General features: G+C 66.9%; 16 protein-coding genes and 2 tRNA genes. 10 read left to right on the forward strand and 8 right to left on the reverse strand.

Annotated features, from left to right (window positions below; translation table 11 throughout):
• Positions 1–234: 234 nt before the first annotated feature.
• The gene (locus QZ755_RS06270; RefSeq protein WP_294320823.1) at positions 235–2025 is read right to left on the reverse strand and encodes an IlvD/Edd family dehydratase; all 1791 of its coding nucleotides are present in this window, start codon (positions 2023–2025) and stop codon (positions 235–237) included.
• Between the two features lie 220 nt (positions 2026–2245).
• Here QZ755_RS06270 and QZ755_RS06275 point away from each other — a divergent pair, with 220 nt between their 5' ends.
• Both QZ755_RS06275 and araD1 read left to right on the forward strand, forming a co-directional pair.
• Positions 2246–3565: a sugar MFS transporter gene (locus QZ755_RS06275; RefSeq protein ID WP_294320826.1), complete on the forward strand. Its 1320-nt coding sequence runs from the start codon at positions 2246–2248 to the stop codon at positions 3563–3565.
• A gap of 10 nt (positions 3566–3575) precedes the next feature.
• On the forward strand, positions 3576–4562 hold the full coding sequence (gene araD1, locus QZ755_RS06280) for an AraD1 family protein (protein WP_294320828.1): 987 nt from the start codon (positions 3576–3578) through the stop codon (positions 4560–4562).
• A gap of 467 nt (positions 4563–5029) precedes the next feature.
• Here araD1 and QZ755_RS06285 read toward each other — a convergent pair whose 3' ends face one another.
• Positions 5030–5485: an NUDIX domain-containing protein gene (locus QZ755_RS06285; protein ID WP_294320831.1), complete on the reverse strand. Its 456-nt coding sequence runs from the start codon at positions 5483–5485 to the stop codon at positions 5030–5032.
• 82 nt (positions 5486–5567) lie between these two features.
• On the opposite strand from QZ755_RS06285, the gene QZ755_RS06290 reads away from it, so the two are divergent.
• Positions 5568–6161 (forward strand): alpha-ketoglutarate-dependent dioxygenase AlkB, encoded by a 594-nt coding sequence (locus QZ755_RS06290; RefSeq protein ID WP_294320834.1) that lies wholly within the window; start codon positions 5568–5570, stop codon positions 6159–6161.
• Positions 6154–6540 (forward strand): HIRAN domain-containing protein, encoded by a 387-nt coding sequence (locus QZ755_RS06295; RefSeq protein WP_294320838.1) that lies wholly within the window; start codon positions 6154–6156, stop codon positions 6538–6540. Before QZ755_RS06290 ends, QZ755_RS06295 begins: the two co-directional genes overlap by 8 nt.
• A 38-nt stretch (positions 6541–6578) precedes the next feature.
• Here the strand turns inward: QZ755_RS06295 and QZ755_RS06300 are convergent, their stop codons facing one another.
• Both QZ755_RS06300 and gspN read right to left on the reverse strand, forming a co-directional pair.
• Complete coding sequence (locus tag QZ755_RS06300) at positions 6579–7880, reverse strand: MFS transporter (protein ID WP_294320840.1); 1302 nt, start codon at positions 7878–7880, stop codon at positions 6579–6581.
• A 64-nt stretch (positions 7881–7944) separates the two neighbouring features.
• Entirely contained in the window at positions 7945–8574 is a 630-nt protein-coding gene (gene gspN / locus QZ755_RS06305; protein WP_294320842.1) for a type II secretion system protein N, read from the reverse strand.
• Positions 8575–8654: 80 nt separating this feature from the next.
• Here gspN and QZ755_RS06310 point away from each other — a divergent pair, with 80 nt between their 5' ends.
• The 5 genes from QZ755_RS06310 (at position 8655) to QZ755_RS06330 (ending at position 11342) form a co-directional block, all read left to right on the forward strand.
• Positions 8655–9668 carry an ABC transporter substrate-binding protein gene (locus QZ755_RS06310; RefSeq protein WP_294320843.1) on the forward strand — a complete coding sequence of 338 codons (1014 nt, stop codon included), beginning with the start codon at positions 8655–8657 and terminating at the stop codon, positions 9666–9668.
• Positions 9665–10024, forward strand: coding sequence for a prepilin-type N-terminal cleavage/methylation domain-containing protein (locus QZ755_RS06315; protein WP_294320846.1), 360 nt, complete (start codon positions 9665–9667; stop codon positions 10022–10024). Before QZ755_RS06310 ends, QZ755_RS06315 begins: the two co-directional genes overlap by 4 nt.
• Complete coding sequence (locus QZ755_RS06320; RefSeq protein ID WP_294320848.1) at positions 9985–10197, forward strand: type II secretion system protein GspJ; 213 nt, start codon at positions 9985–9987, stop codon at positions 10195–10197. The genes QZ755_RS06315 and QZ755_RS06320 overlap by 40 nt, the downstream gene beginning before the upstream one ends.
• A complete protein-coding gene (locus QZ755_RS06325; protein WP_294320851.1) occupies positions 10194–11075 on the forward strand; it encodes a type II secretion system protein GspK in 882 nt (293 codons plus the stop codon). The genes QZ755_RS06320 and QZ755_RS06325 overlap by 4 nt, the downstream gene beginning before the upstream one ends.
• A gap of 192 nt (positions 11076–11267) precedes the next feature.
• Positions 11268–11342 (forward strand) — tRNA-OTHER (locus QZ755_RS06330).
• A gap of 18 nt (positions 11343–11360) precedes the next feature.
• Here QZ755_RS06330 and QZ755_RS06335 read toward each other — a convergent pair.
• From QZ755_RS06335 to QZ755_RS06350, 4 genes are all read right to left on the reverse strand, one after another.
• Positions 11361–11777, reverse strand: a complete 417-nt coding sequence (locus QZ755_RS06335) for a hypothetical protein (protein ID WP_294320855.1) — start codon at positions 11775–11777, stop codon at positions 11361–11363.
• A 61-nt stretch (positions 11778–11838) separates the two neighbouring features.
• Positions 11839–12222, reverse strand: coding sequence for a YraN family protein (locus QZ755_RS06340; protein ID WP_294320858.1), 384 nt, complete (start codon positions 12220–12222; stop codon positions 11839–11841).
• Positions 12223–12257: 35 nt separating this feature from the next.
• Positions 12258–13292 (reverse strand): PHB depolymerase family esterase, encoded by a 1035-nt coding sequence (locus QZ755_RS06345; protein ID WP_294320861.1) that lies wholly within the window; start codon positions 13290–13292, stop codon positions 12258–12260.
• 165 nt (positions 13293–13457) lie between these two features.
• Positions 13458–13534 (reverse strand) — tRNA-Pro (locus tag QZ755_RS06350).
• 163 nt (positions 13535–13697) lie between these two features.
• Here QZ755_RS06350 and lepA point away from each other — a divergent pair.
• Positions 13698–15429, forward strand: a 1732-nt coding sequence (gene lepA, locus QZ755_RS06355; protein ID WP_294320864.1) for a translation elongation factor 4, incomplete at its 3' end; no start/stop codon positions are given.

A 15429-nucleotide genomic window follows, 5' to 3' on the forward strand; every position in this document is an offset into this window, starting at 1 on the left:
TTTGGCGGGAGTGTGGCGGGGGGATGTTACGTTGGCAAGGCGGGGGTGTTCTACCTTCCATCTCACCCCGTTCGGTTCGAGCAGCTTCGAGCCTGTCGAGAAGCGTCCGTCGAGAACGGCCTTTTTGGGGCAACCCCTTCTCGACTTCGGTTCTCGACAAGCTCGAACCTGCGCTCGAAGCAAACGGTGTGGGTAAGGGGGGAGGAGGGAGTCGCGCGCCCCCCTCCCAAACCCTCAATGGTTGTCGCGTGGCAACCCTCGCGTCTGGGCGATCTGCTGGAACGCTTCGGAGCCTTCGAGGATCGCGCCGGTCGACATCTGGCCGACGACCGAACGCTGGATCGCCTGCCACGGGGTCTGCGACGCCGGATACTGGTATCCCCCGGCGGCTTCCAGTTCCTGCCGACGCCCGGCCAGTTCCTCGTCCGACAGCAGCACGTCGGCGCGGCCTTTGCCCAAGTCGATGCGCACCCGGTCGCCGGTGCGCAGCAGCGCGAGGCCGCCGCCCGCCGCCGCTTCGGGCGAGGCGTTCAGGATCGAGGGCGAGCCGGACGTGCCCGACTGGCGGCCGTCGCCGATGCAGGGCAGCGCGCTGACGCCCTCGGTGATGAGGTAGGCCGGCGGGCGCATGTTCACGACCTCGGCCGCACCCGGATAGCCGATCGGCCCGGCGCCGCGCATGAACATCAGCGTTTCCGGGGTGATGCCGAGTGCGGGATCGTCGATGCGGTGGTGATAGTCCTCCGGCCCGTCGAACACGACCGCCGGCCCTTCGAACGCTTCCGGATCGTTGGGGTTGGACAGGTAGCGCTCGCGAAATTCGGGGCCGATCACGCTGGTCTTCATCACCGCCGCGTCGAACAGATTGCCCTTCAGGACGATGAAGCCGGCTTCTTCCTTCAGCGGCTGGCCGAACGGACGGATGACCTTTTCATCCTCGATCGTCGCGTCGCGGCAATTGTCGCCGATCGACTTGCCGTTCACGGTCAGCGCGTCTTCGGCGATCAGGCCGGCGCCCATCAGTTCCTTCACGACGGCGGGCACGCCGCCGGCGCGATAATAATCCTCGCCCAGATATTCGCCGGCGGGTTGCAGGTTCACCAGCAGCGGGACCTTGTGCCCCTGTTCCTGCCAATCCTCGATCGGCAGGTCGACGCCGATATGGCGGGCGATGGCGGCGAGGTGGATCGGGGCGTTGGTCGATCCGCCGATCGCCGAATTGACCTTGATCGCGTTGTGGAACGCGTCCTTCGTGAGAATATCGGAGGGCTTCAAATCCTCACGTACCATGTCGACGATGCGGAGACCCGTGCGGTACGCGATCTCCTGTCGGTCGCGATACGGGGCGGGGATCGCCGCCGATCCGGGCAGCTGCATCCCCAGCGCCTCGGCCAGCGAGTTCATCGTCGTCGCCGTGCCCATGGTGTTGCAATAGCCGGTCGAGGGCGCCGACGACGAGACGAGGCGGATGAATTCCTTGTTGTCGATCTCTCCGGCCGCCAGCATCTGGCGCGCCTTCCACACGATGGTGCCCGAACCGGTCCGCTCGCCCTTGTGCCAGCCGTTCAGCATCGGGCCGACCGACAGGGCGATGGCGGGGATGTTGACGGTCGCGGCGGCCATCAGGCAGGCGGGCGTGGTCTTGTCGCAACCGATCGTCAGCACCACGCCGTCCAGCGGATAGCCATACAGCACCTCGACCAGCCCCAGATAGGCGAGGTTGCGGTCGAGGCCGGCGGTCGGGCGCTTGCCGGTTTCCTGGATCGGGTGGACTGGAAATTCCAGCACGATGCCGCCCGCTTCGCGAATCCCCTCGCGCAGCCGTTCGGCCAGCACGAGGTGGTGACGGTTGCAGGGCGACAGGTCGCTGCCGGTCTGGGCGATGCCGATGATCGGCTTGCCCGATTGCAGCTCTTCCTGGCTCAGCCCGAAGTTCAGATACCGTTCGATATACAATGCCGTCATGTCGATATTGTCGGGATTGTCGAACCACGCGCGGCTGCGCAGGGGGGGCATGTCGGTCATCGAAGTTCCGGTTCACCAGAGAGGCTGTGGGCAGGGACGGTCAGGGCGGTGAAGGGCGCGCGCTGGCAGGGTTCGGCATCCCGAACCGCTCCCCCGCTTTCGTCCCCATGCCGCCGTTGACGCCATGCGTTACCGCATATAGTCAGACAAAATCGAATAGGGCAAGCGATGCGACGGAACAAACCGTCCCGCCACGCCGCTCAAGAGGGAGAAGACGAGGATGCCGGCCCCGATTTCCGCGCGCCCGGTGGGGGGCACGTCCGCCCCCGCCGGTGCGAGCTACGCGCCCGCGCTGACGCTGCTGGCCAGCCTCTTCTTCATGTGGGGGTTCATCACCGTCATCAACAACACGCTGTTGCCGCACCTGCGCAGCGTGTTCGACCTGAACTATACCCAGACCACGCTGATCGAGAGTGTGTGGTTCATCGCCTATTTCTTTGCGTCGATCCCTTCGGCGAAGCTGATCGAGCGGATCGGGTATCAGAAGTCGCTGGTCATCGGGCTGCTGGTGATGGCGGCGGGGGCGCTGGGCATGGTGCTGGCCGCCAGCCTGCCGTCGTACGGCGTCACGCTGGTCATGCTGTTCGTCATCGCCAGCGGCATTACGTTGCTGCAGGTGGCGGCCAACCCCTATGTCGCGGTGATCGGTCCTTCCGACACCGCGTCGTCGCGGCTCAATCTGGTGCAGGCGATGAATTCGGCCGGCACGATGCTGGCGCCGCTGTTCGGGGCGTATCTGATCCTTGGCCGGTCGAAGGGCGGCACGTCGGAGGCGGGCACGGTACTGACGCAGGCCGAACGGCTGGCCGATGCGCAGTCGGTGATCCTGCCCTATGTGCTGGTCGCGGTCGTGCTGGTCGTGCTGGCGGTCATCATCGCCCGCTTTCCGCTGCCCGCCATGGGATCGGCGACCAGCCGCGTCGCGAAGGAAGAGCGCAAGAAGCATTCGCTGTGGAACCACCGCAACCTGGTGTTCGGCGTGCCGGCGATCTTCATCTACCTGATCGCAGAGATCGGCGTCGCCAACCTGTTCGTGAACTTCGTCAGCCAGCCCGATATCGCCAACGTGACCAACGAACTGGCCGGGCGGTATCTGACGCTGCTGTGGGGCGGGATGATGGTCGGCCGCTTCGTCGGCAGCTTCGTGATGCAGAAGGTGGACGCGGGCAAGGTGCTGGCGTTCTTCTCGATCGGTGCATTCGTCGTGATGCTCGGCGCGACGTTCCTCCACGGGCCGGCGGCGATGTGGTCGCTGATACTGGTCGGGCTGTTCCATTCGATCATGTTCCCGACGATCTTCACGCTGGGCATCAAGGGGCTGGGGCCGCTGACCGAGGAAGGCTCGGGGTTGCTGATCATGGCGATCGCCGGCGGTGCGCTGGTAGTGGTGCAGGGCTGGCTGGCCGACAAATACGGCCTGCAATGGTCGTTCCTGCTGACCGCTGCGTGTGAACTCTACATCCTGTTCTATGCGCTGTGGGGGTCGAAGGTGACCAACCCGATCGCCGACGTGCCGCCCGACACCGACGTCTTCAATTAAGGAAACTCCGATGACCCTTCGTCTGTTGCAGCGCGTCGTTCCAGCGCGCGCCGTGATCGCCGCGACCGACGCCGGTGCGCACATCGTACCGGGCGTCGACAGCGTCCGCGCGCTGGCGCTGCGTGCGATCGAGGCCGGCCAGAGCATCGCTGATACGGTCGCAGCACTGGGGCAGGGTGAAGCGGTCGATGTCGTTGCGCTGCTGGAGTCAGGCGCGATCGGATCGCCGATCGACCATGACGATGCGGCGCACGTCATCCTGACCGGCACGGGCCTGACCCATCTCGGTTCGGCCGAGGGGCGCGACAAGATGCACCGCGCTGCCGCCGAAGCCGCGACCCAGACCGATTCGATGCGGATGTTCCTGGAGGGGGTCGAGGGCGGCAAGCCGGCGGCGGGCGAAGTCGGGCAGCAGCCCGAATGGTTCTTCAAGGGCGACGGCACGCAGCTGGTGGCGCCGGGCGGCGATTTCACCATGCCGCATTTCGCGCAGGACGGCGGCGAGGAACCGGAGCTGGCGGGCATCTACCTGATCGGTCCCGACGGTACGCCGCATCGCATCGGCCTCGCGCTCGCCAACGAGTTTTCGGACCATGTGACCGAACGGCACAATTATCTGTGGCTGGCGCACAGCAAGCTGCGGCAGGCGGCGCTCGGTCCGGAGCTGCTGGTCGGCGCCGCGCCCGATCATATCGAGGGGAGCAGCCGGATCGTGCGGGATGGCGCGACGATCTGGGAAAAGCCGTTCCTGTCGGGTGAGGCGAACATGTCGCACAGCTTGGGCAACTTGGAGCATCACCACTTCAAATATCCGCTGTTCCGGCGGCCGGGGGATATCCACGTCCATTTCTTTGGCACGGCGACGCTGTCGTTTTCGGACGGGGTGCGGACGGAAGAAGGCGATGTGTTCGAGATCGAAGCGGCGCCGTTCACGCTGCCGCTCAGGAACCGGCTGACGCGGGCGGCGGACGTGCCGGTGGCGGTGAGGGTTCTTTAGGCTTCGTCGTTCCGGCGGAGGTCGGGAGCCATTGTGTCGGGCGGTTTCGATGGAACCGCGACCGCCCCGTGTCAGTGGATCCCGGCTTTCGCCGGGATGACGGGTGGGGGCCATGCGCGTCACTCCCGTCGAGGCGGGATTCGGTTGGCGCTGTTGTTGCGGGTTTGTCGAGACGGAGGCGTGTTTGGATTCCCGCCTTTGCGGGAATGACGGGCAGGGCGGGCGCGCGTTCGAACTGTTTCATTGCCGTTCACCGTTTGTCACCCGCGCGCGCCAGAATTGCTCTCCGCCCTTCCTCTCTGTTCCAACTTTTTTCACCCACGCCGCCCGTTTGCTTCGAGCGCAGGTTCGAGCTTGTCGAGAACCGTAGTCGAGAAGGGGGTGCCCCGAGCGACCGGGTTCTCGACGGACGCTTCTCGACAAGCTCGAACCTGCTCGAACCGAACGGGGGGCGGCGTGGGGGGGGCCTACCCAAGCAACGGGGCGATCCGGTCGAGCAGCGGCAACTGGCTTTTCAGCATCATCGTCCGCGCTTCGGCGACCGGCATCCAGCGCGCGGCATCGACTTCGGGAAAGCTGCGGCGGCGGCCGCTGCGCGGGGGCCATTCCAGTTCGAACGTCATGCTGGTGATGGCATGGGTGTCGACATCCTGTTCGGCGGCGAAGGCCGATACCGATTTCCCGCCCGCCTGTCGCACCGTGCCCAGCGGCGCGAGCGGGGCGACGACCGCCACGCCCAGTTCCTCCGCGACCTCGCGGCGGGCGGCGTCCTCGACGGCTTCGTCCGGTTCGACATGGCCCTTGGGAATCTGCCACGCGCCGACCTGCCGCCGCGCCCAATAGGGACCGCCGGGATGGACGAGCAGCACCGCCGGGCTGGGCGTGCGACGATATAGCAGGATGCCCGCGCTATGCTGTGGCATGAAGCTGTCCCCGTTTTCATGGGCGATCGTGATCGTCGCCGCTTGTTGATGGAGAGACGCCGCCGACCCATGTTGCGTTCCCATGATGTCGCAACTTGACCTGTTCGCCCCCGAACCGGCCCTGACCGGACTGACCCATCGGCCGGGCGTGCTGCCGGCCGACGAACTGGTCGGTCTTGCCGATGCGATCGATGCCGCGCCGCTGACCCCGTTCCGGTTTCAGCAATGGACCGGCCTCAGGCTGACCGCTTCCTATGGCTGGCATTATGATTTCGAAGCGGGGCGGGTCGGACGGGCTGAGCCGATGCCCGACTGGCTGTTGGCGGTGCGCGACGTGGCGGCGGGCGTCGCGGGCGTGCCGCCCGACGCGCTCGTCCAGGCATTGCTGACCCGCTACGATCCGGGGGCGGGGATCGGCTGGCATCGCGACCGGCCGGTGTTCGAGCATGTCGTCGGCCTGTCGATCGGCGCGCCGGCGACGTTACGCTTTCGACGGCGGAACGCGGACGGGTTCGACCGGTTCGCGCAGGATCTGCGCGCGGGGGATGCGTATCATCTGACCGGTGCGGCGCGGTGGGATTGGGAACATGGCATCGCACCGATGGACGCGACGCGCTGGTCGATCACCTTTCGCAGCCTGACAGCGGGGTTCCGACAGGAGGTGGGCCTTGCGTGAGTTGAGCCTGCATGTGGTCGGCGCCGACTTCCCCAATAAGGGCGGCGGCAATCGCCGGTTCGAGATTTTGCTGTGCACACCGGGCGAGACGGTGGCGCTGGTGCCCGAACCGCGCAACCCGGTCGATCCGAATGCGGTGATGGTGCTGAGCGCGCGCGGGGTGCAGATCGGGTATCTCACCGCCGACCGGGCAGCTTGGATCGGGGCGATGCTGCGGCAGGGGCGTGAAGCGGCGGCGGTGTTCCAGCAGGCGACGCCAATGGGCGCGGCGATCCGGGTGGCGTTCGACGGGGCGGTGCCGACGTTACCGGCGGTTGTGGCGGCAGCGGCGGACCCGGAACCGGAGTTCTGGCCGGATGACGTTCCGCCCGACGATTAGGATTAGGGGCTGCGCCGAACCGAGGCGGACGCGCGCCCTCAATCCTCCATGATCTGGCTGTGCGTCCGCGTATCGCGCATCCGCAGGTACACGACCAGCGAAACGGCGATCATCGCCGTCACATACCAGTAGAAGCCGCGTTCGAAGCCCGCGTCCTTGAACTTCAGCGCGACGACCTCCGCCGTGCCGCCGAACAGGGTGTTGGCCAGCGCATAGGGCAGCGCCACGCCCAGCGCACGGATATGCGCCGGGAACAGCTCGGCCTTCACCACCGCGTTGATCGAGGTATAGCCGGTGACGATCACCAGCGCGCCCATCACCAGCAGCCCGGCGGTAATCGGATCGCGCGTCGTCTCGAGGGTGGAGAAGATCGGATAGGTGAACAGCACGCCTGCCAGGCCGAACGCGATCATCAATGGCTTGCGCCCGATCCGGTCGCTGAGCGCACCGGCGACCGGTTGCAGCAGCATGAAGACGAACAGCGTTACGCCGTTGATCTGGCTGGCGACTTCGCGGCTGAACCCGGACGTGTTGACCAGGAATTTCTGCATGTAGATTGAGTAAGCGTAGAAGGCGAGCGTGCCACCCGCCGTCAGCAGCATGACGACGGCGGTTTCCTTCGGATGCTGGGTCAGCAGCTCGAGAAAGCCCGATTTGGGCGCGCCCGCCGCCTTGGCATTGGTGAAGCTGTGGCTTTCGGCCAGGCCGCGCCGGATCCAGAACACGACCACCGCCAGCACCGCGCCGATGGCGAACGGAATGCGCCAGCCCCATGCGTCGAGCTGCCCTTCGCTCATCGTCGATTGCAGCACGAGCAGGACGAGGATCGCGAGCAGCTGTCCCGAAATCAGCGTGACATATTGGAAGGACGAGAAGAAGCCGCGCCGGTCCTTGCCCGCCATTTCCGACAGATAGGTCGCGCTGGCGCCATATTCGCCGCCGACCGACAGCCCCTGCATCAGCCGGGCGATCGTCAGCAGGATCGGGGCGGCGATGCCGATCGTTTCGAACCCTGGCGTCAACGCGATCATCAGCGATCCGGCGCACATCAGCGTGACCGAGATCGACAGCCCGGCCTTGCGCCCATGGCGGTCGGCATAGATGCCCATGATCCACGCGCCGATCGGCCGCATGATGAACCCGACCGCGAAGACCGCCGCGGTACCGAGCAGCTGTGCCGTCCGGTCGGTGCTGGGAAAGAAATGCGGCGCGAAATAGAGCGAGAAGGCCGCATAGACATACCAGTCGAACCACTCGACCAGGTTGCCGGTGGACCCACCGATGATCGCCTTGAGGCGGGCGGCGCGGTCGGGCGTGGCGGAGGCTGGACGGTTGTTCATGGCAAGGGGCTATCGCGTAGCGCCGGTCGCGCCAACCCCCGTGACGACTGGTAGCGGTACCTTGTCAGAAACTGCCCTGTACGCTGGCCCCCGCCGGAATGCCCGCAAATGGCAGCGTCGCCGCGCCGTCCCCCGTCAGCGCGAAGCGCAGCGTCCCGTCCTCGTTGATCGTCGCGTCCATCAGCGTCTTGCGCCGCTGATCGGCAGGAACCAGCCGCACGCGGGTCTGGGTACCGATATGCTCGGCGGTCAGCAGCATCGCCGGGGTCGGGGTGGCGACGTTGCCGGGCTTCGTCACGCAACTGCCCGGATCGATCGCGATGCGGCCATCGGCCATGGCCGATCCGGCGAAGGTCGACAGCACGGGCAGGTCGACCTGCCACGTCGAATCGCAGGCAAAGGGCAGGTTGGGCTGGAGCGCTGCCAGCAGCGACGCGTCGGCCGATCCGCTCACCCGGTCGAGCCGGACACCGCCGGGACGCAGCAGCGCCTGTCCGCCCAGATCGGTATCGGCGCCGGTCGCGGTCCAGTCGACCGCGAACCCCAGGCTGGTCAGGCTGCGGAGCGGTGCGAAATGCCATTCGAGGCGGCTGCCCCCCGCAATGCCGACTTCGCCGTTCCACACCGTGCCGCCCACGCCGCTGCGCCAGTCGGTATTGCCCGCGATCAGGCTGGCCGGCAGCGTCACGATCATCGCGACCGCGAACGAGGCTATGCCGAGTGCTGCGAAGCGGATACTACGCCGACGTGCCAGCAACCGGGAAGGACTCGACAATGCGATCGCGGCGCTCGACGCTTGGACTGGTGCGCGATGCGGTGCTGCTGTCGTCGGTGGCATCGGTCGCGTCCCCCCTGATGGCTGCGAAACGGAGCAAGCGCTCCGCCGCGTTGCTGGTTCCGCTGACCGGAGACCGCGCGGCGCTGGGCCTTAGCATACGCAATGCGGCGATGCTTGCCGAAAGCGACGTCGGCGCGCTGGCGGTGCTCGATACCGGCGGGACGGCGGCGGGGGCGGCGAACGCGGCGCGCGCGGCGGTGAAGCGCGGGGCGGCGCTGCTGCTGGGGCCGCTGTCGGCGGCGGAGACGCGGGCGGTGGCGGCGGCGGTCAGCGTGCCGGTCGTGGCACTCACCAACGACGCGGCGGCGCGTGGCGGGCCGGCATTCGTGTTCGGCATCACCCCGGCACAGGCGACGGCGGCGATCCTCGGCTATGCGCGCTCGCGCGGCGTGCGGCGGATCGTGGCGGTCGATGACGGCACGCCATGGTCGCAGGCATCAGTCGCGGCGGCGCGGGCGAGCGAGGCCGATCTTGGGCTGACCATCGTGCCGGTGACCGGCGCGACGATCCCGCCGGGGGTCGAGGGTGATGCGGCATTCGTGGCCGGTTCGGCGGTGGCGATCGCGCCGGTGCTCCGGAACCGGGGGATGCAGTTGCTGGCGACGATGCAGACGCTCGACTATCGCCCCGATGCGTTGACCGCGTTGGAAGGGGCGTGGATCGCCAGTCCCGATCCGGCGAAGTTCGCGAGCTTCGCGACCGCCTATGCCGCGCGCAACGGCGGTCGGCCCGGTGCGATCGCGGCGCTGGGCAACGACGCCGCGCTGATCGCCAAGGCGCTGCGCGACAGCGACCAGATGACGCGCGAGGGGGTGCTGCGCGAGGCCGGGTTCGACGGCGTGACCGGGCCGGTGCGCTTCCGGTCGGACGGCAGCTGCGCGCGCGACTTCGCGATCCTCGTCCCCACCAACGGCGTGTACGACAAGGTGGCGGAGAGCCGCGGGGCATGACCCGCGCGCGCGCCGGGGAAGGGGGCTTCACCCTGCTCGAACTGATGATCTCGCTGGGGCTGTTCGCGTTGATCGCGGTGGCGGGGCTGGCGCTGGTCGACAGCGTGATCGGCGTCGACGGGCGAACCGAGGCGCGGCTGGACCGGGTCGCCGACCTGCAGCGCGCGATGGTGGTGATCTCGTCCGACCTCGACCAGATCGCGCCGGGGCCGATGGGCGGCGACGCGGCGGGCGTCCGGTTCCGGCGGAGCGCGCCGGGCGTGGGCGGGCCGCCGATCGGGGTCGGGTACCGCGTCGCCGAGGGCAGTTGCAGCGGGTGGTCGACGGCCGCGCGCAGCTGGTGCTGGATCAGGTGAGCGCGGCGCGCTGGCGCTATTTCGATGGCGGGTGGCGTGACAGCTGGCCGCCCGCGCCCGACCGTTCGCTCGACTGGCCGCGCGCGGTGGTGGTGGAGTTGCAGGTCGGCGGGCCGGGCGGCGGCAATTTGCGGCGGGTCGTGACCCTGCCGATCGCGGCCAAGACGACATGACCGCGCGGGTGCCGGAGCGCGAGCAGGGCATGATCCTGGTTAATGTGCTGATGTTCGTGGCGATCGCCAGCGGGCTGGTCCTGCTGATGATCAACCGCGAGGAGGTGGCGCTCGACCGCTCGATCCGATCGCGGGAGGCGGCACGGGCGCTGGCGATCGTGCGCGGAGGCGAGCTTTCGGCGCTCTCCGCGCTGCAACGTGACGCGCGGGTGTCGCCGGAGGCCGACTATCCGGGTGAACCGTGGGGTGCGATCAGCGAGAACGGCATCGCGATCGAGGGCGGCCGCTTCGACCTGGCGATTGCCGATGCCGAGGGGCGCTTCAACGTCAATTCGGTCCGGCGCGAGCTGGACCCGATCCCGCAGCTGCTGTTCCTGCGCATCGCCAAGGCAGCGGGGATCGAGGAGGAAAAGGCGGTTGCGGCCATAGCGCTGATCCGCGAACGCGGGCCGGTGCAGGATTTGCGGCCGCTGGCGGTGTTCCTGCCGGGGAACCAAGCGCAGCTGCTGGCGCGGATGGTGACCGCGCTGCCGGGCGATACCGCGATCAACCTGAACGCGGCGACGCCCGAATTGATGGCGGTGCTGTTCGAACCGGACAAGGCGGCGCGGCTGATCGCGATCCGCAACCGGCAGGGCTATCTGTCGAAGGACGACCTGTCGCGTGAGGACGTGACGATGCCCGGCGGCACGCGGTTCAAGTCGGACCATTTCTGGGTCCGCACCCGCGCGACCATCGGCGGCACGGTGCAGCAGGGCGCGACGCTGATCCAGCGGGTGGAGCGCAAGGAGGGCGCGCAGAGCGTGCCGGTTGCGGTGCCGGTGGAGCGCTGGCGCAATGCGGCCATTCCGCCGGAAGTGCCTGATTTTGGAGGGTAATTCGGCCAAAGTTCACTAAGTTCACACTTGCCGCGCTTTTCGCGCGCGTTGCGTGTTTCGGTGATGCGGCGGTGTCAAAGAGCGGGGTTGGACGGCGGCCGGCGAGGATGGTCGCAGGCTCGGCGGTTGTGGGAAAGCGGGAACGGCTATCTACGGATGGTAAGCGGACGCCGTGCTCGCTACCTTGACTGGGCAGCGGTAGCACAACGGGAGAGTGCGCCAGCCTGAGCGCTGGGAGTATGTGTGGTTCAAGTCCCACCCGCTGCCAATGTCCGCATTTGCTGGTTAGCTGCCATTCGTCTTCATGCGGGACGCACACTTTTCGGCAGGCACTAACTCCAGCTTTTTGATTTTTACGAATATGAACTGAGCCCCTTCCCAGTTCTGCATAAACGTCGGTTGTCGGGGCGCCAGATATCCCCGACCAATGATGCGGAAGCATTTTGTTTGGTCGGGATGGTGAATGTAAGCGTCATTCACAGGCGTCAAATAAACCTGCTGCCAGTTTTCCTCTTTCAATTGGAAGCCCATATAATCAAGCCCGGATCGAGGGTCGGGTAAGAAACCGGGATACTCCCAATGCGCATTCAGATAGCCGCTGACCGTCTGCAACGTCTTTCCCTTTGCGGGGCTTCGGCTCGCCACCGGTGTCGCCATGGTCGTTACGATGGCGCAAAGCGGGAGACTGGTAATCTTCATCATTAAGGCAGGTTGGCATGACCCACTCATGTCCGCAATTGGGCGATAGCCGCCACCGCATCGCTCAATACCCGATCCACGCATTCTCGATATGGCGGGGCGGCGTCCTCGGCGCGAGAAGGATGACGTCGATCCGTATGTCGCAGCCCTCGGCATAGGTCGGGGCCAACAGCTCCGCCGCCGCCGCCACCCGCGCCAACCGACGCTCGTCGATGGCGTGGTCGAGGTCGGCGGCGGTGGCGCGGGTCTTTACCTCGACGAAGGCGACGATGTTCCCGCGACGGGCGATCAGGTCGACTTCGCCGGCTTTCGTCCGCACGCGGCGCCCGAGGATGCGCCAGCCTTTGAGGCGCAGCCACCAGCCGGCGATGCGTTCGCCCCGGCGGCCGGCATCGTCGGCGGCGATGCGCGAGGCGCGCGAGCGGGGGCGGGGTGGGCGGGCGAGCATGGCACTGTGTGCCGCGCGCCCGACCGCGCGGCAAGTCAGCGCATCAGGCCGGCGGTACGCAGCGCCTGTTCGATCGTCGCCTGCACTCCGGTCGGTGCCGGGGCGGCGGGGGCCGGGCGGGCGGGCGGCGATGCGTCGGCGTCGATCGCAGGGGCGACCAACCCCCAGCCGCGCGCGATCTCCAGCGTGCTGGACAGGCCGACATCGAGCATGAACGGTCCCGCCGCGCCGATGCCGCTCGACGGATCGACCGGCACGCCGTGGCCCATGCCGGCGATGCGCCATTCCTCGACCAGCGCATGACCCTGTGCATCGCACCATGCGCGGTGCGACCAGTTCGGACCTTGGCCGCGCTGCTGCGGTTCGGCGGGCAGGGCGTGGACATCGCGCCATTGGTGGACCAGCGCGTCGCTGTTGGCGAGGACGACGGTCGCATCGGCGGTGCCGTGCCAGATGGCGATGCGCGGGCTGACCGGGGTGGGGGGGATGGCGAGCGCGTCGGTGGCGGCGGCGCCGCGCATCCGCTCCAGCGCGGCGCGGACGCCGATCGCGGTACCATAGGGCAGGCCGCCGATGATCGCACCGGCGGCGAATTTCTCGGGCCAGGTCGCCAGCATCACCGCGGTCATCGCGCCGCCCGCCGAAAGACCGGTGACGAACACACGCGCCGGATCGATGGCATGGGCCGCCACGACGTGATCGATCATCGCCGCGATCGATTCCGCTTCGCCGCCGTGCCGGGCGATGTCGGCGGCCTCGAACCAGTTGAAGCACAGATTGGCATTGTTCGCGCGGCGCTGTTCGGGGAACAGCACGGCGAACCCCTCGCGGTCGGCCAGCGTGGACCAGCCGGTGCCGTGGTCATAGCCCGCTGCATCCTGCGTACAGCCGTGCAGCGCCACGACCAGCGCAGCGCCGGGCCGCAGGTTGTCGGGAATATGGACCCGCACGCGAAGGTTGCCGGGGTCGGGCGCGAAGCCGGTAATGTCGTGCAGCCGGTCGGGCACCGGCGCCGGCACGCCACCCCGCATCCGTGACAGGTTCGCGATCGTCGTAGGGATCGATGCCATGATTCCGGGTCCTTCCTCGCGGTATCGATCGATACCATGCGGGGAATATGGCGGCTATGCTGCATTGCACAATAGCGGGAACGCACAAAGCCGAGCCGGAGCGTTCAATGCCACGGCGTCAAATTGCTTCAAATCATGGGGAATGCCGATCCGGCAATCGTCCAATGGTCGGGGAGAGAGGATTCGAACCTCCGGCCCCTGCCTCCCGAAGGCAGTGCTCTACCAGGCTGAGCTACTCCCCGACGGAGTATCGACCGGGCCGTTTCGGGCCATGCCGTTGCTTGGAGGCGCGCCTATAGCGGGCGGTTTCGGGGTCCGCAAGCGGGATTCGTATGCCCGCCTGTTTGGCTTTGGCGGGGAAGCTGCTAGGGGCGCTTGCATCCTACTCTTTCCGAATGTGTGACCGTGGCCACTCCGCTCGACAAACTGCGCAATTTCTCGATCATCGCCCATATCGACCATGGCAAGTCGACGCTGGCCGACCGGCTGATCCAGCGTACCGGCGGCCTCGCCGAGCGCGAGATGTCGGCGCAGGTGCTCGACAACATGGATATCGAGAAGGAACGCGGCATCACCATCAAGGCGCAGACCGTGCGCCTGGAATGGAAGGGCCATGTCCTGAACCTGATGGACACGCCGGGGCATGTCGACTTCGCCTATGAAGTGTCGCGCAGCCTTGCGGCGTGCGAGGGCGCGCTGCTGGTGGTCGATGCGGCGCAGGGGGTCGAGGCGCAGACGCTGGCCAACGTCTATCAATCGATCGAGCATGACCATGAGATCATCCCGGTCATCAACAAGATCGATCTGCCCGCCGCCGAACCGGAACGGGTGAAGACCGAGATCGAGGATTTGATCGGCCTCGACACCGCCCATGCCGTGCTTGCCTCGGCAAAGGCGGGGATCGGGATCGATGAGATCCTCGACGCGATCGTCGAGCATATCCCGGCGCCCAAGGGCGATGCGGCCGCGCCGCTGAAGGCGATGCTGGTCGACAGCTGGTACGACCCGTATCTGGGCGTCGTCATCCTGATCCGGGTGATCGACGGATCGATCCGCAAGGGCCAGCAGATCAAGTTCATGAATGCCGACACCACGCATCTGGTCGACCGGGTCGGGGCGTTCCGGCCGAAGATCGAGCAGCTGCCCGACCTGGGCCCCGGCGAGATCGGCTTCATCACCGCGCAGATCAAGGAAGTGGCGCAGACGATGGTCGGCGACACGATCACCGATGCCAAGCGCCCGACCGCCGAACCGCTGCCCGGGTTCAAGGAAGTGCAGTCGGTGGTGTTCTGCGGCCTGTTCCCGGTCGATGCCGCCGATTTCGACAAGCTGCGCGAATCGATCAGCAAGCTGCGGTTGAACGATGCGAGCTTTACGTTCGAGATGGAAAGCTCGGCGGCGCTGGGCTTCGGATTCCGCTGCGGGTTCCTGGGGCTGCTGCATCTGGAGATCATCCAGGAGCGGCTGACGCGCGAATATGACCTCGACCTCATCACGACGGCGCCGTCGGTGGTGTACCAGATCGAGCTGACCCATCCCGATCCGGCCGGCGTCACGCAGATCGACCTGCACAACCCGGCCGACATGCCCGACGTCAACAAGATCAAGACGATCAGCGAGCCGTGGATCCAGGCGACGATCTATGTCCCCGACGAATATCTGGGCGGCATATTGAAGCTGTGCCAGGACCGCCGCGGCATCCAGATGAACCTGACCTATGTCGGCGGGCGCGCGCAGGCGGTGTACGAATTGCCGCTGAACGAAGTGGTGTTCGATTTTTATGACCGGCTGAAGTCGCTGTCGAAGGGCTATGCCAGCTTTGATTACGAACAGATCGGCTATCGCGAGGGCGACCTCGTGAAGATGAGCATCCTGGTGAACGAGGAGCCGGTCGACGCGTTGTCGATGATCGTCCACCGCGGCACCGCCGAGACGCGCGGGCGCGGCATGGTGGAGCGGTTGAAGGAACTGATCCCGCGCCACCTGTTCAAGATTCCGATCCAGGCGGCGATCGGCGGCAAGGTGATCGCGCGCGAGACGATCAGCGCGATGCGCAAGGACGTGACCGCCAAATGCTATGGCGGCGACGCCAGCCGCAAGCGCAAACTGCTGGACAAGCAGAAAAAGGGCAAGGCGA

It is taken from the genome of uncultured Sphingomonas sp. (assembly GCF_913776855.1).
Taxonomy (GTDB): Bacteria; Pseudomonadota; Alphaproteobacteria; order Sphingomonadales; family Sphingomonadaceae; genus Sphingomonas.